This is a genomic window from Pseudomonas sp. rhizo66 (genome assembly GCF_031931925.1).
Classification (GTDB): Bacteria; Pseudomonadota; Gammaproteobacteria; order Pseudomonadales; family Pseudomonadaceae; genus Aquipseudomonas.
In genome coordinates this window covers 205,422-226,572 of the sequence record NZ_JAUJWZ010000005.1, presented here as the reverse complement: position 1 = coordinate 226,572, position 21,151 = coordinate 205,422, and the positions used below count along the sequence as shown (strand labels likewise).

The window sequence follows — 21,151 nt, the reverse complement described above, 5'->3', positions numbered from 1 at the left end:
GCACCGCACATCTGTCATGAACGCCACTTGTCTGCGACATGATGTCGTTTCATATGCCATCCAAAACCCATTGGGTTAGAATGCCCCCCTTTTCTGCCCCCGATCCTTGAGGACCGCCATGTTCAGCCGTGATTTGACTATTGCCAAGTACGACGCCGACCTTTTTGCCGCCATGGAGCAAGAAGCTCAGCGCCAGGAAGAACACATTGAGCTGATCGCTTCGGAAAACTACACCAGCCCAGCGGTGATGGAAGCTCAAGGCTCGGTCCTGACCAACAAATACGCTGAAGGCTACCCAGGCAAGCGTTACTACGGTGGTTGCGAGTACGTTGACGTTGTTGAACAACTGGCCATCGACCGCGCCAAGGAACTGTTCGGCGCCGATTACGCCAACGTTCAGCCGCACGCCGGTTCGCAAGCCAACGCTGCTGTTTACCTGGCCCTGCTGCAAGGTGGCGACACCATTCTGGGCATGAGCCTGGCCCACGGCGGTCACCTGACCCACGGCGCCAGCGTTTCCTCCTCCGGCAAGCTGTACAACGCCGTGCAGTACGGCATCGACGCCAACGGCCTGATCGACTACGACGAAGTCGAGCGTCTGGCGGTTGAGCACAAGCCAAAAATGATCGTGGCCGGTTTCTCTGCCTACTCGCAGATTCTCGACTTCCCGCGCTTCCGTGCAATCGCTGACAAGGTTGGCGCTTACCTGTTCGTCGACATGGCTCACGTAGCCGGTCTGGTTGCCGCTGGTGTTTACCCGAACCCGGTGCCTTTCGCTGACGTCGTGACCACCACCACGCACAAGACCCTGCGCGGTCCACGTGGCGGCCTGATCCTGGCGCGCGCCAACGCCGAAATCGAGAAGAAGCTCAACTCCGCAGTATTCCCGGGCGCCCAGGGTGGCCCGCTGGAACACGTGATCGCCGCCAAAGCGATCTGCTTCAAGGAAGCACTGCAGCCTGAGTTCAAGGCCTACCAGGAACAAGTGGTGAAGAACGCCCAGGCCATGGCCGAAGTGTTCATCGCGCGCGGTTTCGACGTAGTTTCGGGCGGTACCAAGAACCACCTGTTCCTGCTGTCGCTGATCAAGCAGGACATCTCCGGTAAAGACGCCGACGCTGCTCTGGGCAAAGCGTTCATCACCGTGAACAAGAACTCCGTGCCAAACGATCCACGCTCGCCGTTCGTGACTTCCGGTCTGCGTTTCGGTACCCCGGCTGTGACCACTCGCGGCTTCAAAGAAGCAGAGTGCAAAGAGCTGGCCGGCTGGATCTGCGACATCCTGGCTGACCTGAACAACGAAGCGGTGATCGACGCCGTTCGTGAGAAAGTCAAAGCCATCTGCAAGAAACTGCCGGTGTACGGCGCTTAATTGCGACGCTAAACCCGCAGCATGAAAAACCGGCCAAGTGATTGGCCGGTTTTTTTTCGCCTGGGATTTCCCCTGTAGGAGCTGTCGAGTGAAACGAGGCTGCGATCTTTTGATTTGTTTTAAAAACGGGATCAAAAGATCGCAGCCTCCGGCAGCTCCTACATGCGGCTCTGGCCTCTGGTCAGACCGGTCATGCCAATTTTAATGTTTTCACTTGTCATCCCGAAAAAACCGAGCGTAGACTGCACCCGCACTGGACATACCGGTAAGACCACAATAATTAAGTCCTGAATCTGAGCGTGCAAGCGCCAGCAGCCAGGACACCGACCAGGATTCCTCCCATGCTCAGATGGTGCTCGCGTTCAATCTTCCTCCAAGTGGTTCTCGGACTGATGCTCGGCATCGTCTGCGGGCTGACCCTTCCTGAATACTCGGCCCAGCTCAAACCGCTCGGCGACGGCTTCATCAAACTGATCAAGATGCTCATCGGCCTCATCGTGTTCTGCGTGGTGGTCAGCGGCATCAGCGGCGCGGGCGATCTGAAGAAGGTCGGGCGCATCGGTCTCAAGTCGGTGATCTACTTCGAAGTCCTGACCACCATCGCTCTGGTGATCGGCCTGGTCTTCGCCTTCAGCACAGGCATCGGCAGCGGCGCGAATATCCATCTCGAGCAACTCTCCGCCGCCGACATGGGTGACATCGCCGAACGCGGCCAGCACATGCACACCACCACGCAATTTCTCATGGACCTGATCCCGACCTCGGTGATCGGCGCCTTCGCTGACAACAACATTCTGCAGGTGCTGCTGTTCTCGGTACTGTTCGGCAGCGCGTTGAATCTGGTCGGTGAAGCGGCCTCCGGGATCTCGCGACTGATCAACGAACTGAGCCATGTAATCTTCCGCATCATGGGCATGATCGTGCGTCTGGCACCGATCGGCGTATTCGGCGCCATCGCGTTTACCACCAGCAAATATGGCCTCGATTCCCTGCAACATCTGGGCAGTCTGGTCGGCCTGTTCTACCTGACCTGCATCGCGTTCGTCAGCGTGATTCTCGGTCTGGTGATGCGAGCCTCCGGCCTGCGCATGTGGCCGCTGTTGAAGTACCTGCGTGAAGAACTGCTGATCGTCATGGGCACCGCATCATCCGATGCCGTGCTGCCGCAGATCATGCGCAAACTCGAACACCTCGGCATCGGCAGCTCGACCGTCGGACTGGTGATTCCCACCGGTTACTCGTTCAACCTCGACGGCTTCTCGATCTACCTGACCCTGGCCATCGTGTTCATCGCCAATGCCACCGGCACACCGTTGGCCATGACCGATCTGCTGACGATTCTGCTGGTGTCGCTGATTACCTCAAAAGGCGCCCACGGCATTCCCGGTTCGGCCCTGGTGATTCTGGCGGCCACGCTGACGGCGATTCCGGCGATCCCGGTGGTCGGTCTGGTGCTAGTGCTGGCGGTGGACTGGTTCATGGGCATCGGCCGGGCACTGACCAACCTCATCGGCAATTGTGTCGCCACGGTGGCGATCGCCCGTTGGGAAAAAGACATTGATGTACAGCGAGCCAACAAAGTACTGAGCGGCCAGCAGGGCTACACCTTTCAGCCGCGTAAAACAGCGACTCCGGCGCACCAGCAGGAGTTCTGATTTCAACCCTGCAGGCGCTGCCGCAAGCGGCGATCTTCTGATCCCGGTTTGCGGCGCCCCTACAGGCACATGGAGCAAGACAAGTGATTACCACATCAACCGTCGTCAACTCAGTCGTAGAAAAACTCCGTGCCGCATTGGCCCGTGGCCAGTGGCGCTCCGGCGACATGCTGCCGGGCCAGCGCGAACTGGCCGAACAACTGGGCATCAGCCGCCCGAGCCTGCGCGAAGCGGTGATCGTTCTGGAAACCCTTGGCCTCGTACGCTCGATGCCAGGCAAAGGCGTAGTCGTACTCGACGCGCAACTCAGCGACAGCCAAAGCCATGACAGTGCAGTCGCCGGCGCCAGCCTCGAAGACGTGCTGCAACTGCGCTACACCCTTGAGCCGTTCATTGTCGGGCTGGTGGCGCAGTCGATCAGCAGCAAGGAAGTCGGCCAGTTGCGTCTGACCCTGATGGACATGCGCGAAGCCCTCGAAGCCGGCGACAGTGAAGCCGGGGTCAGCGCCTACATCGCCTTCCACGAAGAGCTGTTCACCCTGACCTCGAATCCGATCTTCCAGAGTGTGGTGCAGCAAACCAGCAATGCCCTCAAGCAGAGCGCCGAAGTGCTGCGCAATTCCCCGGAGCATCTGGCCGAGCGACTGGAAGAAAACGAAGCGGTGGTCCGCGCGATCCGCAGCAAGAACAGCGCCCAGGCCAGCGCCGAAATGCGTCGGCACATTCTGCGCGAAGGTCAGCGCATGGGTATTGAGCTGAATATTCCGGAAGACAACTTGAGTCGCTGATACCGACTGGAGACAGGCCATGAACAATTTCGCTGCAGCTTCGCCCACTCGCCAGACCACGACGCCCCTGCCCTTCTCCCGCCTGCGCGCACCGGCGGAAGATCTGTATCCGCGGCTGCTCGACGCGATTCTCGAACAGCGCATCGACTCGGCCAGCCGTTTTACCGAGGACAGCCTCAAAGACATGTTCGGTGCCAGCCGTGCCGATGTGCGGCGGGTGTTGACGCAGTTGTCTCTTGAACAAGTCATTGTGCTGCGCGCCAATCATCGCCCACGTGTGGCGGCACCTGATCGGGAGCAAACCCGGCAGACTTTGCATGCGCGGCGACTGACCGAGAGCACGCTGGTGCGGCTGGCGTGTCAGCGTCCGCAGGCTGACAGTTTGAAAAGGCTGCGCGGATTGATTGAGCGTGAGCGTATGGCGATTGAACAGGATCGGCGCGGGGCGGCGATTCGCTTGTCTGGGGAGTTTCATCTGACGTTGGCGCAGATGGCGGGGAATGCACCGCTGGCGCATTTTCTTGGCAGTCTGGTGCCACTGACGTCATTGGCGATTGCGCGGAGTGAATGCCAGACGCACAGCGGTTGCGCGTGGCAGGAGCATTTGGCGTTGGTTGAGGCGGTCGAGCGTGGCGATGTTTCCAAGGCCGGAATGCTGATGAACCGGCATCTGGATCATCTTGAGCAGACACTGCTGGGTTCAAACCTTGAGCAATGTGCTGTCGGTTAAATCGCTTTCGCGAGCAGGCTCGCTCCCACAGTGGACCGCGTTCTGTCAGGAAGAATGCAATTCACTGTGGGAGCGAGCCTGCTCGCGAAGAGGCCATCACTGACAACCAGGATCCATCAGGCAGAAGCCACTCTGGCAAACCCCGCCCGAATCTTCTCTTCCGGCAAATCATCGGCAATAAACACAATCACACTTTCCCGCGCCTCACCCTCGGCCCATTCGGTATCCCAGTCGAAGCCATAGAGCTTCAACACGCCCTGAAACACCAGGCGCCGATCCTCACCCGCGATGTTCAGCACGCCTTTGTAACGCAGCAACTGCTTGCCGTGTTCTTCCAGCAGCTCATTCATGAACTCGCTGAGCTGATCGATATCCAGCGGCTGATCGGTGCGCAACACCAGACTGGAAATGCGATCAATCGACGGCGCCTTGCTGACCGGGCGCAAGCTCAAACCACCGCCGAGATCAGCATTGAGGTTGAAGCCGCGCACATCGAGCAATTCCGCCAGATCGATGTTGCCGTGCTCGACCACTCGGATCGGCGCGCGCCGGTTGATCCTCGTCAGGCGTTCGCTCAGCGCGGTGAACGTGGCTTCATCGACCAGATCGGTCTTGCTCACCAGCAAGCGGTCAGCGAAACCGATCTGTGCCTGGGCGATGGTCTGGCTCAGATGTACTTCCGCGTGGGCGGCATCGACCAGGGTGATGATGCCGTCAAGCAGGTAGCGCTCGCGCAGCTCTTCGTCGATGAAAAAGGTCTGCGCCACCGGCGCCGGATCGGCCAGACCGGTGCACTCGATGACCAGGCGATCAAACGCAATCTCGCCGCTGTCCAGGCGCTCAAGCAGCAGGTACAGCGCTTTGGTCAGGTCGGTGTGAATGGTGCAGCAGACGCAGCCGTTGGCCAGGGTCATGACTTGCACCGGTTCGTCACCGAGCAACTGAGTGTCGATGCCGGCATCGCTGAATTCGTTTTCGATCACGGCGATTTTCAGGCCGTGCTCGGCTTTCAAGATATGGCGCAGCAAGGTGGTCTTGCCGGCACCGAGGAAACCGCTGAGTACCGTGACCGGGATGGGAGAGGACAAAACTCGATCTCCTTCAAATAAATGAACAACACGAAAACAAATGTGGGAGCGAGCCTGCTCGCGAAAGCGGTGTGTCAGTCAAATTATTCATCAACTGACACTCCGTATTCGCGAGCAGGCTCGCTCCCACAGGGATTACCTCAACCTTGCGCTGTCAGCTCAACAGCACTTCGGCCCACCCTTGCCACCGTAACGGGCTTCCTGACGTTCGCGAAAGAACATCTCGTAGCTCATCACCGGCTTGTCCGGGTGCTTGGTTTGCATATGCTCGACGTAGGTGTCGTAGTCGGGCATGCCGACCATCAGGCGTGCAGCCTGACCGAGGTATTTACCGAGGCGACTCAGGTCATTGAACATGGTGCAATCCTCTGGTTACGCATCCGGCAGGGCCTGGAATGGCGATTCTTTATCCGTACGCTCTTTTTTGCCCCAGGCGGCGATGCCGACCTTGAGCGCATAGAACAGGATGCTGAAGACCACGAACAGGAACAGCGCGGTGAGCGTTGCGTTGGTGTAAGCGTTGAAGATCACGTGCTGCATCTGCTCGACGCTTTTTGCCGGTGCCAGCACCTGACCATTGGCCAGCGCATCGCTGTATTTCTTGGCCAGCGACAGGAAGCCGATCGCCGGGTTGGCATCGAACAGTTTGATGAAGCCGGCGGTCGTGGTGCAGATCAGCAGCCAAGTGGCGGGCAGCAGAGTGACCCAGATGTAGCGCTGGCGCTTCATTTTGATCAGAACCACGGTGCCGAGCATCAGCGCAATACCGGCCAGCATCTGGTTGGAGATACCGAACAGTGGCCACAGGGTGTTGATGCCGCCCAGTGGATCGATCACACCCTGGTACAGCAACCAGCCCCACATCGCCACACAACCGGCGGTGGCAATCAGGTTGGCGGTCCACGATTCGGTGCGTTTCAGCGCGGGAACGAAGGAGCCGAGCAGGTCCTGCAGCATGAAGCGCCCGGCACGGGTGCCGGCGTCCACAGCCGTCAGGATGAACAGCGCTTCGAACAGGATCGCGAAGTGGTACCAGAACGCCATGGTGTTTTCACCCGGCAGGACACTGTGCAGGATCTGCGCGATACCGACCGCCAGGGTCGGCGCACCACCGGCACGGGCCAGGATGGTGGTTTCACCGATGTCGTGGGCCACGGCTTGCAGTGCTTCCGGCGTGATCGCGAAGCCCCAGCTCGTGACCATTTGCGCCACTGACGCGGCATCACTGCCGACCACGGCGGCCGGGCTGTTCATGGCGAAGTACACGCCTGGCTCGATCACCGAAGCGGCAACCATCGCCATGATCGCGACGAACGACTCCATCAACATGCCGCCGTAACCGATGTAGCGGGCGTTGGTTTCGTTATCCAAAAGCTTCGGCGTGGTGCCCGAAGAAATCAGTGCGTGGAAACCGGAAACCGCACCGCAAGCGATGGTGATGAAAAGGAACGGGAACAGACCGCCCTTCCACACCGGGCCGGTGCCGTCGACGAACTGGGTCAGTGCCGGCATTTTCAGCTCGGGCATGGTCACCAGAATGCCGATCGCCAAGGCGACGATGGTGCCGATCTTGAGGAAAGTCGACAGATAGTCACGCGGCGCCAGAATCAGCCAGACCGGTAGCGATGCAGCCACAAAACCGTAACCGACCAGCATCCAGGTAATCTGCACGCCGGTGAAGGTGAAGGCCTTGGCCCACACCGGATCAGCAGCAATCTGCCCACCGAGCCAGATCGACCCGAGCAGCAGCAACACGCCGACCACGGAGATTTCGCCGATGCGGCCCGGGCGGATGTAGCGCATGTAAATGCCCATGAACATCGCGATCGGGATGGTCGCCATTACGGTGAAGATGCCCCACGGGCTCTCGGCCAACGCTTTAACCACGATCAGCGCCAGCACCGCGAGGATGATGATCATGATCAGGAAGCAGCCGAACAGGGCGATGGTGCCAGGCACGCGGCCCATTTCTTCACGCACCATATCGCCCAGGGAACGGCCGTTGCGCCGGGTCGACATGAACAGCACCATGAAGTCCTGCACCGCGCCTGCCAGCACCACACCGGCAATCAGCCAGAGCGTGCCGGGCAAGTAGCCCATCTGCGCGGCCAATACCGGGCCGACCAGAGGTCCGGCGCCCGCGATCGCGGCGAAGTGGTGACCGAAAAGAATGTGTTTGTTGGTCGGCACATAGTCCAGACCATCATTGTTGAGCACGGCGGGGGTCGCCCGACGCGGATCGAGTTGCATCACATTGTTAGCGATGAACAGGCTGTAGTAACGGTACGCAACCAGATAAATGGCCACGGCTGCGACCACGATCCACAAGGCGTTGATCGCCTCGCCGCGGCGCAATGCCACTACGCCCAGGGCGCACGCTCCTACGATTGCCAGCACTAGCCAGGGTAAGTGGCGTAGCAGGCTATTATTATTTTTCATTTTATTATTCCAGCCAGGGTGGACAAGAAAGACAGCCACCCCGAGTTTAGCGCTTACGGCGCCAAAGGCCATACCCCGACGTTGGTCTAGACGCTTTAGCGATTGGCTGGCGCCCGCATTCGCGGTCTATAGTCAGCGAACCTTCAAGAGGATTGCGCCATGAGCGACCACTCCGCCAACCGACGTCGTTTCAAACGTATTGCGTTCGATGCCAGAACCGAGCTGAGTCAGGGCCAATTCATCTGGCCGGTCAAGCTGATCGATCTGTCGCTCAAGGGACTGCTGATCGAGCGACCGGAGCCGTGGCTGGGGGATCGCGAACAGGATTTCTTCGTTGACATTCATCTGAGCGATGACGTCGATATCGAGATGGATGTGCACTTGGCCCATGAGGAAAACGGCCAGTTGGGGTTTGTCTGCCGGCATATCAGCCTGGAATCGATCCAGCGCTTGCGACGGTTGATCGAGTTGAATCTGGCGGATGAGGCCGAACTGGAACGCGAACTGGGTGCCTTGATCGAAATCTAGCCATCACTACAAATCTCCTGTGGGAGCGAGCCTGCTCGCGAAGACGGTGTGTCATTGAGCAATGATGCCGACTGACACGGCCCCTTCGCGAGCAGGCTCGCTCCCACAAGTTCGGCGTTCACTCAAACAATGCGTCGAGCGCCTGTTCGAGGCGGGTCACGGCGATGATCTGCAAACCCGCAGGGGATTCCTTCGGCGCATTGCCTTTAGGCACGATCGCCCGCTTGAAGCCATGCTTGGCCGCTTCCTTCAAACGCTCCTGCCCGCTCGGCACCGGACGCACTTCACCCGACAGCCCGACCTCACCGAACACCAACAGATCATGCGGCAACGGCCGGTTGCGCAGGCTCGACATGACCGCCGCCATCAACGCCAGATCCGATGCCGTCTCCAACACCTTCACCCCGCCGACCACGTTGAGGAACACATCCTGATCGTGAGTCGGAATGCCACCGTGGCGATGCAAAACCGCCAACAACATCGCCAAACGGTTCTGATCCAGCCCCAACGTCACCCGCCGCGGATTGGCCAGATGACTGTCATCGACCAGCGCCTGCACTTCCACCAGCATCGGCCGCGTGCCTTCCCATGTGGCCATGACCACGCTACCCGGGACTTCTTCCTGCGCACGAGTCAGAAATATCGCCGAAGGATTGGAGACTTCTTTCAAACCCTTGTCGGTCATGCCGAACACGCCCAACTCGTTGACCGCGCCGAAACGGTTTTTCACCGCGCGCAGCAAGCGCAAACGGCCATCGGACTCACCTTCGAAATACAGCACGGTGTCGACCATGTGTTCGAGAACACGGGGACCGGCCAACGCGCCTTCCTTGGTAACGTGGCCGACGAGGAAAATCGCCGTGCCGCTCTGCTTGGCATATCGCACCAGCAGCGCCGCGCTCTCACGTACCTGGGAAACGCCGCCGGGGGCCGATTGCAGTTGTTCGGTGAAGATCGTCTGGATCGAGTCGATCACCATCACCTTGGGTTTTTCCTGACGGGCGGTGGCGATGATGGTTTCGATGCAGGTTTCGGTCATTACCCGCAGTTGATCCTGCGGCAGTCCGAGACGCCGGGCGCGCATCGCTACTTGTTGCTGGGATTCTTCACCGGTGACGTACAGGGCGGGCATGCTTTTGGCGAGGTTGCACAGGGTCTGCAACAGGATCGTCGACTTGCCGATGCCCGGATCGCCGCCGATCAGCACCACCGAGCCGTCGACCAGACCACCGCCGAGGACCCGGTCCAGTTCACCGGACGCGGTGGAAAAGCGCGGAATCTCTTCGATGCTGACTTCGGCCAACGTCTTGATCTGCGCCTGTTGCCCGGCCCAGCCGGTACGCCCGGTCGGTGCCGTGGCACCGCCGCTTTCGATCATGGTCTCGGTCAGGGTGTTCCAGGCGCCGCACTCGCCGCACTGGCCCGCCCACTTGGGAAAGGTTGCGCCGCACTCGGTGCAGCCGTACATGCGCTTGGCCTTGGCCATCAGAACCCCCGATAAAAACCGCGATGATAACGCACGTGCCGACGATCAGCGCGGCGCCGCACTACGGATTTCGCCACTGGCCAGACGCGTGGCGCTATTACCCAACGGATCTTCGGCATTCAGGTCCGCGCCCTTGGTTTTCAGCGCATCGAGCAATTCCAGGCGCTTGAACAATCCGGCGTACATGGCTGCCGTCTGCCCGGCGCCATTGCGCTGATCAGGGCTGCAATCGGTAGCCATCAGGCGCCGGGCGATCTGTACTTCACCTTTGAAAATCGCCCCCATCAGCGCGGTGTTGCCGCGTTGATCCTGGGCACAGGCATCGGCGCCAGCAGCAAGTAACCGCTCCACGGCCGGGGCCTGACCGTGATAGGCCGCCAGAATCAGCGCGGTGTAACCCTTGCTGTCGCGGGTGTCGAGGGAATAGCCGGACTCGATGAACGTGTCGAGCATCGGCACATCACCACGTCGGGCCGCATCGAAGTAGTAGTCCTGTAGCTGGGCTTTGATCGCAGCGGGACTCTGCTCGACCGGTGCCGCCCATGCCGCGAACGACAGGCAACCGGCCAAGAGTAAAAGACAGGTTCGCATCAGCATTCTCCTTTAACGGAACGGGGCCTGACTCAGGCCCCGCGTGCGCTACATCGGTGTCAGTCGACCAGTTTCGCTGCCAGCGCCTTGACCCGGCTCAGGTCGCCCTTGGCCACTTCCGTGACGCCAGTGCCGTATTCCGGATCGGCCTTATAAAGGAAGGACAGGATGATGTGCTTGCTCTCGTCATCGGTGGTCGCCAGCGAGCCGCCGAAGCTGTCGATCAGGTCCCGGCGTTCCTTCTTGCTGAACGAGCGATACAGATCACCGGCCTGCTTGAAGTTCTGCTCACGCTGGATCTTCGCCTGCTGCGTGCTGCCCGACAGCGCCAACTGGCTGTAACGCGCGCCTGGCGTCTCGTCACGGGGTTGCAGTCGGCTTGGCTGGTAGTTCACACCACTGTTGCTGGCGCCGAAGTTCATCGCGCCATCCTGGTTGCCATTGTTCACGGCAACTTTCGGCGCATTGATCGGCAATTGCAGGGCATTGGCACCCAGGCGATACATTTGCGTATCGGCATAAGAAAACACTCGGCCTTGCAACAAACGGTCTTCGGAGGGTTCGATACCCGGAACAACATTGGCCGGTGCCATGGCCACTTGTTCGGTTTCCTGGAATACATTTGCCGGATTACGGTTCAATACCATTTGTCCAACTTTTCGCTCAGGAATACCTGGCCAGATCTTGGTGGCATCTAATGGATCGAAATCAAACTTGGACAAATCTTGTGGTTTCAGCACTTGAATGTACAAGTCCCATTTCGGGAAGTTGCCTTTATTGATATTGCTCACCAGATCATTGGTCATATGACTGTAATCTTGACCCTGAACTTTCGCGACTTGTTTTGGCGTGAGGTTATTAAGCCCCTGCAAGCTCTTCCAGTGAAACTTGACGTAATGAACTTCGCCCTTGGCGTTAATCAACTTGTAAGCATGGACACCGTTACCGTCCATTTCTCGATAACTGGCCGGCGTACCCGAGTTCGAATACAACTCGGTCAACGTTCGGGTAGCCTCCGGTACGTGGGAGAAGAAGTCGAATCGGCGAGAATCGTCATCAAGGTTTGTCCGCGGATCCGGTTTGAACGCGTGCACCATGTCGGGAAACTTGATCGCGTCGCGGATGAAAAAGGTTGGGAAATTGTTACCGACCAGATCCCAGTTGCCGTCGGCGGTGTAGAACTTGGTGGCGAAACCTCGCGGATCACGCAGGGTTTCCGGTGAGTGATTGCCGTGCACCACCGCAGAGAAACGCACGAATACCGGCGTTGTCTGGCCGGCGGCGAACACCTTGGCCTTGCTCAGGTCGCTGAGATCGTTGGTCACCGTGAAGGTGCCATGGGCGCCGGTGCCGCGGGCGTGAACCACACGCTCGGGAATGCGTTCACGGTCAAAGCGCTGCAACTTCTGAATCAATTGCACATCCTGCAGCAGCACCGGGCCGCTGGCACCGGCGGTCTGCGAGTTCTGATTGTCGCCGACCGCTGCACCGTTATCGCGGGTCAGCGGCGCGGCGTTTACGGAGAAGGTCAACAGGCTGGCGGTGAGTACGCCGAGGGTGCGACGACGGGGAAAAGCCCCCAGTCCAAGTGCGGAGTTCATATCAGGATCCTCTGGTTTTTTTGGGCGCATCCAGGTGCGCCAACCCAAGGCTAGAGGCCTGCGGCGTCGAACATAAATAGAAAGAACGTAACGCCATGATTGAGAAAATTGGCTTTCCGATCAGCGAGTTACCGTATATTTCGCGCGCGACTGCTGGCACTTTGCAAACTAATCGTCGATTGATGTGTCGATAAAAACGGGCATTGTAAGAAGGTGTTTCGCGCAGGACGCGTTTTGCTGATTTACACTGCGTACACCAAACTCATCTGTAACAAGGAAATAACTATGGGCGTGCTAAGCGAGTTCAAGGCCTTCGCGGTCAAAGGCAATGTGGTCGACATGGCCGTCGGTATCATCATAGGTGCTGCCTTCGGCAAGATTGTTTCGTCGTTTGTCGGGGACGTCATCATGCCGCCAATCGGCCTGTTGATCGGGGGGGTAGACTTCAGTGATCTGGCCGTCACGCTCAAGGCCGCAGTGGGAGACAGCCCTGCGGTGGTACTGGCCTACGGCAAATTCCTGCAGACCGTACTCGACTTCATCATTGTCGCTTTCGCCATTTTCATGGGTGTCAAAGCAATCAACCGCCTCAAACGCGAAGAGGCCGTGGCCCCTACCCTGCCACCGGTGCCGACCAAGGAAGAAGAGTTGCTGGGCGAGATCCGCGACTTGCTCAAGGCCCAGAACACCCGGCCCTGAACGCTGTGCACGATAGAAACAACGGCGCCTTCGAGGCGCCGTTTGTTTACCAGTAGTTTTCCACGGCCACCTGACCGGGCCGGCGGGACAGGCTGAGGCTCATGTGGCGTTTTTTCAGCAGCGCGCGCGCGTCATCGATCATCTGTGGATTACCGCACAGCATGACGCGCGAGTGTTGCGCTGACAGTTCCACACCGGCTGCGCGCTCCAGCTCACCATTTTCAATCAGGGTGGTGATGCGCCCATGCAGTGCGCCAGGATGCGCTTCACGCGTCACCGTCGCGATGAACTGCAACTTGTGCGCATGCTCGCTGAGGTAGTCACGCTGCGTGAGTCCGGCAATCAACTCTTGATAGGCCAACTCCCGCGCTTCGCGCACGCTGTACACCAGAATGATGCGCTCGAATTTTTCCCAGACTTCGAAGTCCTGCAGAATCGACAGAAAAGGCGCCACCCCGGTGCCTGTGGATAACAGCCATAAATCGCGGCCATCGACGAAGCGGTCAAGCGTCAGATAGCCGAAAGCCTGGCGATCCACCAACAAGGTGTCGCCGACCTGCAATCGGCTCAGCTCACTGGTAAATTCCCCGCCCGGTACGACGATGGAAAAGAACTCGAGGAACTCGTCAAAAGGCGACGACACCATCGAATAAGCGCGCCACACAATGCTGCCATCGGACCTGGTCACACCGAGCCTGGCGAACTGCCCGGCGCGGAAACGAAAACCTGCGTCCCGGGTGGTCCGCAAGGTGAACAGGCTTGGGGTCAAGGGTTGAACATCAAGCAACGTCTGCGTGGTGTATTTCTCGGCGCTGGCGGTCATGGGGCACTCCATTGAACGATTGCCCTCAGTGTCGCGCATATTGTCTCCCTTAAACACCGACGATGAGTAATGGCATTCAGCTATTTAGCGACATGAATAGAAATTCAACTCATCAAGAAAACTTGAATGTAAAACTGAAATTTAGGATGACGATCTGAATACTAAAGCCATCATTCGCTAAGAACCTTTTATAAAAACATTCCCACGATCGATATCGAAAAAATTTAATGCTCATTGTACGAAACGTCCTACACTTCTTTCCGTGCCGGATCTTTTGGATCCATTCTGCACCCCGCAATAGCAATGGAGATTCAGTATGGAAACGTGGAAGGAGTCGCAGTTAAAGCAACTCACCTTCGCTAAGGGAATTGATGCTGCTTATCCGATTCTGTTGAGGTTTGCTGAAAACCTGGGCTTTAATTATTGCGCCGTTTCGGTGACTTCACCCCATCGGAAATTACACCTTGATACCTTGCAAATCAATAACTACCCGAAAGAATGGAGTACGCAATATGACCAAAAAAACTACGGTAAAATCGACCCACTAATAGCACACTGCAATCACTCAATGATGCCCATTGTCTGGAGCCAATCCGTATTCGCGCAAACACCTCAGCTATGGCAGGGTTTGCAGCAACATGGACTGCAACATGGCTGGTCACAGTCGTTCCACCATGAGCAAAGCGGTTTGTGCAGCATCATCAGCCTGGCGCGCAAGCACTGCCCCATCAGTCCCCTGGAGTTGTATGAACATTTTGGCTATATGTTCTACGCCACCAGTCACCTGAGTGAACTGTTTGCCCGGACATTGCCGCCCCAGTCTCTCAAGCCCCGCCAACCACATCTGTCGCCACGCGAACTGGAGGTTCTGCAATTGTCAGCCGGCGGCAAGACCGCCTATGAGATCTCGAAAATCCTCAGCCTGAGCGAACGCACCGTGAACTACCACGTGCAGAACGTCATCGAGAAGCTCAACGTCTGCAACAAGATTTCCGCTGTCATCGCGGCCGCCAGAGCCGGCATCATCTAATCAAACAGTCTTGCGTCCCCTATAAAACGTGCAGGTAATAACGTAGAAAAAAACGTACCATTCGCGCCCCTCCTGAGTGATGACCTGAACGTTCGGCGTTGCATTACACTCGGGCGGTGCCGCAGCGCAATGTCAGGGCTGTGGAACACCCCGTTGATTACCCTGAGTTCCCGCCCCATGCCTCTGCTTGATACGCCGTTTGCCCAACTCGACCTGATCCGCCAGCCCGAACAGCAGAACGAACCGCTGCAAGCCTTCGATGCCGCTGACGAATACCTGCTCAACCATCTGGCGGCGCAACAACCGGCGGCGGACACGCGAGTATTGGTGCTCAACGACAGCTTTGGTGCCTTGGCTGCCAGTTTGTCGGGCAAGGTCAGGGTCAGTAGCAGCGGTGACTCGTTTCTGGGTTTCCAGGGCCTGGAAAAAAACCTGCTGCGCAATGGTCAGGCGTTTGACGCTGTTCGCGGGATTCCCGCCAGCGAGCCATTGGTCGGACCGTTCGACCGGGTGCTGATCCGCGTGCCGAAAACCCTCGCACTGCTGGAAGAACAACTGATTCGCTTGCAGGGACAACTCGCTCCCGGCGCCGAAGTCGTCGCAGCGGCCATGGTCAAACACCTGCCACGCGCCGCCGGTGATCTGCTTGAGCGCTACATTGGCCCGGTGCAAGCCTCGCTGGCGGTGAAAAAGGCTCGCTTGTTGATCGCCACGCCTGAAGCAAAAGCCCCGACAGTCTCGCCCTACCCGTCACGCTATCGCCTCGACGAGCCATCGATCGAGTTGCTCAACCACGCCAACGTATTCTGTCGCGAAGGCCTGGATATCGGCACGCGAGCCTTCCTGCCGCATCTGCCGAAAAATCTGGGCAGCGCCCGAGTCGCCGATCTGGGCTGTGGTAATGGTGTACTGGCAATCGCGAGTGCTCTGCAAAACCCTGATGCGCACTACACGCTGGTCGACGAGTCGTTCATGGCGGTGCAATCGGCTCGCGAAAACTGGCGCGCAGCGCTGGGCGATCGTGAAGTGATCGTGCGAGCCGGCGACGGCCTGGCCGGACAGGAAGCGCAATCACTGGAGGTGGTGCTGTGCAATCCGCCGTTCCATCAGCAGCAGGTAGTGGGCGACTTCCTCGCCTGGCGCATGTTCCAGCAGGCGCGCGAAGCGCTGGTGGTGGGTGGCGCGCTGTATATCGTCGGCAACCGCCATCTGGGTTACCACAGCAAACTGGCGCGGTTGTTCCGCGGCGTGGAACAAGTGGCCGCCACGCCGAAATTCGTCATCCTCAAAGCGCGCAAGTAGATCTCAAGGCAAAAAAAACCCTCCGTGAGGAGGGTTGCAAAACCGTACCCGAAGGCGCCGGGACGGGATGATTCAGTGTGTGGTCAGGCCTGCGGCGTTCATGAACATGCGCATCAGGCTGGCAGCGATAAACAGCACACCGACGCTGCCGACCCAGATCAAGGCCAACCAACCGAGCCGCTGCCACAGCGGTTTTTTTTCGGCTTCTTCAATATCGTGCAGGGAATGTTTGCCGGGCATTTTGTTAAACCTCTTCAACATTGATGGCGCCGCTGCCGACGCCATCGCGAGCAGGGTTGTGCTTAGTGATAACCGTCTTCATGGGTGACCTTGCCGCGGAACACGTAGTAGCTCCAGAAGGTGTAACCCAGGATGAACGGAATGATGAACAGCGTACCCACCAGCATGAACCCCTGACTTTGCGGCGGTGCGGCGGCGTCCCAGATCGAGATCGACGGCGGCACAATGTTCGGCCACAGGCTGATGCCCAGGCCGCTGTAGCCGAGGAAGATCAGCACTAGGGTCAGCAGGAACGGCATGTAGTTGGCGTTGCGCGCCACGGCGCGGATCAGTCCGTACATCGTCACCAGCACCAGAATCGGCACCGGCATGAACCAGAACAGGTTTGGCATGCTGAACCAGCGAGTTGCAATATCCGGATGAGCCATCGGCGTCCAGATACTGACAATACCGATCACGGCCAGCAGGACGAAAGCCAATGGCCGTGCCAGGTCATGCATCTGCTCCTGCAGCTTGCCCTCGGTTTTCATGATCAGCCAGGTGCAGCCGAGCAAAGCATAGGCAACCACCAATGCGGCGCCGCAGAACATCGTGAATGGTGTCAGCCAGTCCAGTGAGCCACCGGCAAACTGCCGATTGACCACCGGCAGGCCGTCGATGAATGCTCCGAGCGCCACGCCCTGGAAGAACGTCGCCGCCACCGAGCCGCCGATAAAGGCTTTGTCCCACAGATGACGCTTGTCGTCCTTGGCCTTGAAACGGAACTCGAAGGCCACGCCACGGAAGATCAAACCGATGAGCATGAAGATCAGCGGCAGGTACAGCGCCGACAACACCACCGAATAAGCCAGCGGGAAGGCGCCGAACAACGCTGCGCCGCCCAGCACCAGCCAGGTTTCGTTGCCGTCCCAGACCGGGGCGACGGTGTTCATCATCACGTCACGGTCGACTTTGCCCGGGATGAACGGGAAAAGAATCCCGATACCCAGATCGAAGCCGTCCATGACCACGTACATCATGATGCCGAAGATGATGATCACGGCCCAGATCAGCGGAAGATCAATACCCATGGCTCAAATCTCCTTGGTCAGGCGAATGTCATCGTCGCCGTGATCGGCATCAGCCGTATCGTCGGCAGCGGACAACGGACGCGCAGGTGTGCGTTTCTTGCCTGGACCACCGTCCGGCGTCTCGGCGCCTTCGCTGATCTTCGGCCCCTTGCGCACCAGGCGCATCATGTAGCCGAGACCAGCGCCGAACAGGGCGAAATACACCACCACAAACATGATCAGCGTGATGCTCATCTGCATGAAGCTGTGGTTGGAAGACGCATCTGCGGTGCGCATCAAGCCGTAAACCACCCACGGCTGACGACCGATTTCCGTAGTGAACCAGCCCGCGAGAATCGCGATCAGACCGGACGGCCCCATCCACAACGCCAGGTACAGGAAAGGTCGCGAGGTGTACAGCGAGTCGCGTTTACGCAGCCACAGGCTCCACAAACCGGTGAAGATCATCAGGAAACCGAGGCCGACCATGATCCGGAACGACCAGAACACAATGGTCGAATTCGGCCGGTCTTCCGGCGGGAATTCCTTGAGCGCCGGAACCTGTTTGTCCAGCGAGTGAGTCAGGATCAGGCTGCCGAGGTACGGAATCTCCACGGCGAATTTGGTTTTCTCTTCTTTCATGTCCGGCCAGCCGAACAGGATCAGCGGCGTCGCTTCGTCGCCTTTGTTTTCCCAGTGACCTTCGATCGCGGCGATTTTCGCCGGCTGATGCTTGAGGGTGTTGAGACCATGGAAGTCGCCGATGACGGCCTGGATCGGTGCGACGATCAACGCCATCCACATCGCCATCGACAGCATGGTGCGGATCGCCGGGTTGTCCTTGCCGCGCAGCAAGTGCCAGGCCGCCGAAGAACCGACGAAGAACGCCGTGGCGACGAACGCTGCCGTCGCCATGTGCATCAGGCGATACGGGAATGAAGGGTTGAAGATGATCGCCAGCCAGTCGGTGGGGATGACTTGACCGTTGACGATCTCGAAGCCTTGCGGGGTCTGCATCCAGCTGTTGGAAGCGAGAATCCAGAACGTCGAAATCAGCGTACCGATCGCCACCATGACAGTGGAAAAGAAGTGCAGTCCGCGTCCGACCTTGTTCCAGCCAAACAGCATCACACCGAGGAAACCGGCCTCGAGGAAAAACGCCGTGAGCACTTCATAGGTCAGCAACGGCCCGGTGACGGCGCCGGCGAAATCCGAGAACCGGCTCCAGTTGGTGCCGAACTGGTAGGCCATGACCAGCCCGGAGACCACGCCCATGCCGAAGTTGACGGCAAAGATCTTCGACCAGAAATGGTAGAGGTCACGGTAGGTGTCGTTACGGGTTTTCAGCCACAAGCCTTCGAGTACCGCGAGGTAACTCGCCAGGCCGATGGTGATGGCCGGGAACAGGATGTGGAACGAGATGGTGAACGCGAACTGAATTCGGGCGAGATCGAGTGCCTCTAAACCGAACATAAGTCTTCCTCTGTCAGGTAAAACCGGCTGTGGGGCTTTTGGCCCCTGCGCCTACTGCCCCCACGGATATGGAGTGCGGCGAATTCTGATTCGTTCTTTTTAAACAACCATCGCAACGCGGGGAGTCTGGCCAACGGGCCACCAGAGCATGGCCCGGGAGGGTCTTGATCTGGATCAAGCAACGTTGAAAGAGTAGTCCCATTTCCGACGAAGAACTGCGTGGTCGTTTGCCGCGTGACAAGTTGCCTCACTGCAGCAGCAACCCTTTGCCATGCATCCCCTCGCCACACGCAGTCAGGCAACGGGCGAAATAGATGTCTGGCTAACTAAATTTTTTTTCATAGCAACTTCCTGTTACAGACTGGTGATAACCTCGCCATTCCCCTCGAGCCAGACCTGCCTTCAGATGCCCAGCCAAGAGCCCCTGCTGTTACGTCACCATCGTCCGTTTCTTGCTTTCTGGTTCGCGCGGATTTTTACCGCCAGCGGCTTTCAGATGCTCACCGTGGCAATTGGCTGGAACCTCTACCAATTGACCGGCAACGTCCTCGATCTGGGTCTGGTCGGGCTGGTCGAATTCGCCCCGCGTGTGCTGTTCATATTGCACACCGGGCATGTCGCTGATCGTTACGACCGGCGCAAAGTTGCGGCGATCTGTCAGTCGTTGCAGGCATTGATCGCCCTGGCGCTGGCCATCGGCAGCGCCACCGATCACGTCACCCGCGAGATGATCTTCATCCTCGCCTTCCTGCTCGGCGCGGCGCGTTCGTTCGAGATGCCGACCACCCAGGCACTGCTGCCGAGCATCGTGCCCAGCGCGCTATTCCCGCGGGCAGTGGCAGCGGCACAGTCGGCGCAACAGTCGGCCACCATCGTCGCCCCGGCGCTGGGCGGCTTGCTCTACGCGTTCGGCAGCGTCTGGGTGTATGGCCCGACCGTGCTGCTGTATGTCATTGCCTGTACCTTGATGCTCAACCTGCCCGCACGGCAAACGCCGCTGAACAAAGGCAAAGCGACACTGGATTCATTGCTGGCGGGAATTCGCTTCATTCGCAGTCGCCCGGACATTCTCGGCGCTATTTCGCTGGATTTGTTTGCGGTACTGCTCGGCGGGGCCACGGCGCTGCTGCCGGTATTCGCCAAAGACATCCTGCTGACCGGGCCATGGGGCCTCGGCTTGCTGCGTTCGGCTCCGGCGGTCGGCGCACTGGGGATGTCGCTGTTTCTCGCGCGATTTGCCGTGGAGCGCAATGTTGGCCGGGTGATGTTCACGGCGGTCGGTGTATTCGGCGTTGCGACCATCGCCTTCGGCCTGTCGACCTCGTTCTGGTTCTCGCTGGCAGTATTGGTGGTGCTCGGCGCGGCGGACATGATCAGCATGGTGATCCGCGCCTCCTTCGTACAACTGGAAACCCCGGACGAAATGCGCGGCCGGGTCAGCGCGGTGAACGGCCTGTTTATCGGTGCTTCGAATCAGCTCGGCGAATTCGAATCCGGCCTCACCGCCCACTGGTTCGGCACCGTGCCAGCGGTGGTCATGGGTGGCATCGGCACGCTGGTGGTGACTGGGACGTGGATCAAGTTGTTTCCGACACTGGCGAACCGGGACCGGATGCATCTGCCGGCGGAAGAGGCAAAGGTCTGAAGCGATCCAGACCTACAACTCCCCCGCCACTTTCGCCCGCAAGGCCTTGCCGCCCAGTTGCTCGACCAGCGTCAAGGCAAATTCCAGCGCAGCGCTGGAGCCTTGGGCGGTGACGCAGTTGCCGTCGACCACCACCGGTTGATCAACAAATGTACAGCCCGACAGTTGATGACTGGTGCCGGGCAAACAGGTCATGCGCCGTTGGCGCAACACGCCGAAGGTTTGCAGGGCGACGGCCGGGGATTCGGCGATGGCGGCGAACAGGCGTCCGGCGCTGGCCTGATCCTTGACCAACTGTTGCAACGGTTGATGCGCCGCCAGGTGTTGTGAGCCGACGGCGCCGCCGGGCAGGACGATCAGGTCGAAGGTTTGCGCCAGCACATCGACCAGCATGCCGTCGGCGGTCAGGCGCGTGCCACGCGCGCAGGTGAGCATGCGTCGCCCTTCAATACTGGCGGCCACCACTTCGATGCCGGCCCTGCGCAGCACGTCGATCAGGGTCACGCTTTGCAGATCATCGATGCCCTCGGCGAGGGTAATCAGGACTCTAAAGGTCATGGGCGTTATCCGCTGGGTGATCTTCCAAGCGTAGACAGCTTTGTCCGGCCCTGT

Annotated in this window: 20 protein-coding genes; 9 read left to right on the top strand and 11 right to left on the bottom strand. The window is 58.9% G+C overall.

Annotated features, from left to right (window positions below):
* The first annotated feature begins 118 nt into the window (after positions 1-118).
* The 4 genes from glyA (at position 119) to QZR14_RS08375 (ending at position 4,545) form a co-directional block, all read left to right on the top strand.
* Positions 119-1,372, top strand: coding sequence for a serine hydroxymethyltransferase (gene glyA, locus QZR14_RS08390; RefSeq protein ID WP_123463984.1), 1,254 nt, complete (start codon positions 119-121; stop codon positions 1,370-1,372).
* Between the two features lie 341 nt (positions 1,373-1,713).
* Positions 1,714-3,027 (top strand): C4-dicarboxylate transporter DctA, encoded by a 1,314-nt coding sequence (locus QZR14_RS08385; RefSeq protein WP_103303615.1) that lies wholly within the window; start codon positions 1,714-1,716, stop codon positions 3,025-3,027.
* Positions 3,028-3,110: 83 nt separating this feature from the next.
* Positions 3,111-3,815 carry a FadR/GntR family transcriptional regulator gene (locus tag QZR14_RS08380; RefSeq protein ID WP_034153832.1) on the top strand — a complete coding sequence of 235 codons (705 nt, stop codon included), beginning with the start codon at positions 3,111-3,113 and terminating at the stop codon, positions 3,813-3,815.
* Between the two features lie 19 nt (positions 3,816-3,834).
* Positions 3,835-4,545: a GntR family transcriptional regulator gene (locus QZR14_RS08375; protein ID WP_311996309.1), complete on the top strand. Its 711-nt coding sequence runs from the start codon at positions 3,835-3,837 to the stop codon at positions 4,543-4,545.
* A 116-nt stretch (positions 4,546-4,661) separates the two neighbouring features.
* Here QZR14_RS08375 and yjiA read toward each other — a convergent pair whose 3' ends face one another.
* The 3 genes from yjiA to QZR14_RS08360 all read right to left on the bottom strand — a co-directional run bounded on the left by yjiA (position 4,662) and on the right by QZR14_RS08360 (position 8,072).
* Positions 4,662-5,633: a GTPase gene (gene yjiA / locus QZR14_RS08370; RefSeq protein ID WP_311996308.1), complete on the bottom strand. Its 972-nt coding sequence runs from the start codon at positions 5,631-5,633 to the stop codon at positions 4,662-4,664.
* A 159-nt stretch (positions 5,634-5,792) separates the two neighbouring features.
* Entirely contained in the window at positions 5,793-5,990 is a 198-nt protein-coding gene (locus QZR14_RS08365; protein WP_003228401.1) for a YbdD/YjiX family protein, read from the bottom strand.
* Between the two features lie 15 nt (positions 5,991-6,005).
* Positions 6,006-8,072 (bottom strand): carbon starvation CstA family protein, encoded by a 2,067-nt coding sequence (locus QZR14_RS08360; protein ID WP_311996307.1) that lies wholly within the window; start codon positions 8,070-8,072, stop codon positions 6,006-6,008.
* A 159-nt stretch (positions 8,073-8,231) separates the two neighbouring features.
* On the opposite strand from QZR14_RS08360, the gene QZR14_RS08355 reads away from it, so the two are divergent.
* The gene (locus tag QZR14_RS08355) at positions 8,232-8,600 is read left to right on the top strand and encodes a PilZ domain-containing protein (RefSeq protein ID WP_250607175.1); all 369 of its coding nucleotides are present in this window, start codon (positions 8,232-8,234) and stop codon (positions 8,598-8,600) included.
* A 118-nt stretch (positions 8,601-8,718) separates the two neighbouring features.
* On the opposite strand, the gene radA is transcribed toward QZR14_RS08355, so the two are convergent.
* From radA to katB, 3 genes are read right to left on the bottom strand one after another with little or no spacing between them, the layout of a single operon-like run.
* Entirely contained in the window at positions 8,719-10,086 is a 1,368-nt protein-coding gene (gene radA, locus QZR14_RS08350; RefSeq protein ID WP_095181861.1) for a DNA repair protein RadA, read from the bottom strand.
* Positions 10,087-10,131: 45 nt separating this feature from the next.
* Positions 10,132-10,677, bottom strand: a complete 546-nt coding sequence (locus QZR14_RS08345) for an ankyrin repeat domain-containing protein (protein ID WP_250607176.1) — start codon at positions 10,675-10,677, stop codon at positions 10,132-10,134.
* A gap of 59 nt (positions 10,678-10,736) precedes the next feature.
* Positions 10,737-12,278: a catalase KatB gene (katB, locus tag QZR14_RS08340; RefSeq protein ID WP_250607177.1), complete on the bottom strand. Its 1,542-nt coding sequence runs from the start codon at positions 12,276-12,278 to the stop codon at positions 10,737-10,739.
* A gap of 285 nt (positions 12,279-12,563) precedes the next feature.
* Between katB and mscL the strand changes: the two genes are divergently transcribed.
* Complete coding sequence (gene mscL / locus QZR14_RS08335) at positions 12,564-12,977, top strand: large-conductance mechanosensitive channel protein MscL (RefSeq protein WP_250607178.1); 414 nt, start codon at positions 12,564-12,566, stop codon at positions 12,975-12,977.
* 46 nt (positions 12,978-13,023) lie between these two features.
* Here mscL and QZR14_RS08330 read toward each other — a convergent pair whose 3' ends face one another.
* Positions 13,024-13,800, bottom strand: coding sequence for a ferredoxin--NADP reductase (locus QZR14_RS08330; RefSeq protein ID WP_311996306.1), 777 nt, complete (start codon positions 13,798-13,800; stop codon positions 13,024-13,026).
* 316 nt (positions 13,801-14,116) lie between these two features.
* Between QZR14_RS08330 and QZR14_RS08325 the strand changes: the two genes are divergently transcribed.
* Entirely contained in the window at positions 14,117-14,830 is a 714-nt protein-coding gene (locus QZR14_RS08325; RefSeq protein WP_311996305.1) for an autoinducer binding domain-containing protein, read from the top strand.
* Positions 14,831-15,007: 177 nt separating this feature from the next.
* The gene (locus QZR14_RS08320) at positions 15,008-16,132 is read left to right on the top strand and encodes a methyltransferase (protein ID WP_250607180.1); all 1,125 of its coding nucleotides are present in this window, start codon (positions 15,008-15,010) and stop codon (positions 16,130-16,132) included.
* Positions 16,133-16,204: 72 nt separating this feature from the next.
* Here the strand turns inward: QZR14_RS08320 and QZR14_RS08315 are convergent, their stop codons facing one another.
* The 3 genes from QZR14_RS08315 to QZR14_RS08305 form a co-directional block, all read right to left on the bottom strand.
* The gene (locus QZR14_RS08315; RefSeq protein ID WP_007909751.1) at positions 16,205-16,372 is read right to left on the bottom strand and encodes a DUF2474 domain-containing protein; all 168 of its coding nucleotides are present in this window, start codon (positions 16,370-16,372) and stop codon (positions 16,205-16,207) included.
* A 62-nt stretch (positions 16,373-16,434) separates the two neighbouring features.
* A complete protein-coding gene (gene cydB / locus QZR14_RS08310; RefSeq protein ID WP_250607181.1) occupies positions 16,435-17,442 on the bottom strand; it encodes a cytochrome d ubiquinol oxidase subunit II in 1,008 nt (335 codons plus the stop codon).
* A 3-nt stretch (positions 17,443-17,445) separates the two neighbouring features.
* Positions 17,446-18,894, bottom strand: coding sequence for a cytochrome ubiquinol oxidase subunit I (locus QZR14_RS08305; protein WP_250607182.1), 1,449 nt, complete (start codon positions 18,892-18,894; stop codon positions 17,446-17,448).
* Between the two features lie 406 nt (positions 18,895-19,300).
* Between QZR14_RS08305 and QZR14_RS08300 the strand changes: the two genes are divergently transcribed.
* Positions 19,301-20,539, top strand: coding sequence for an MFS transporter (locus tag QZR14_RS08300; RefSeq protein ID WP_311996304.1), 1,239 nt, complete (start codon positions 19,301-19,303; stop codon positions 20,537-20,539).
* A 12-nt stretch (positions 20,540-20,551) separates the two neighbouring features.
* Here QZR14_RS08300 and QZR14_RS08295 read toward each other — a convergent pair whose 3' ends face one another.
* Complete coding sequence (locus QZR14_RS08295) at positions 20,552-21,097, bottom strand: DJ-1 family glyoxalase III (protein ID WP_311996303.1); 546 nt, start codon at positions 21,095-21,097, stop codon at positions 20,552-20,554.
* Positions 21,098-21,151 lie beyond the last annotated feature (54 nt).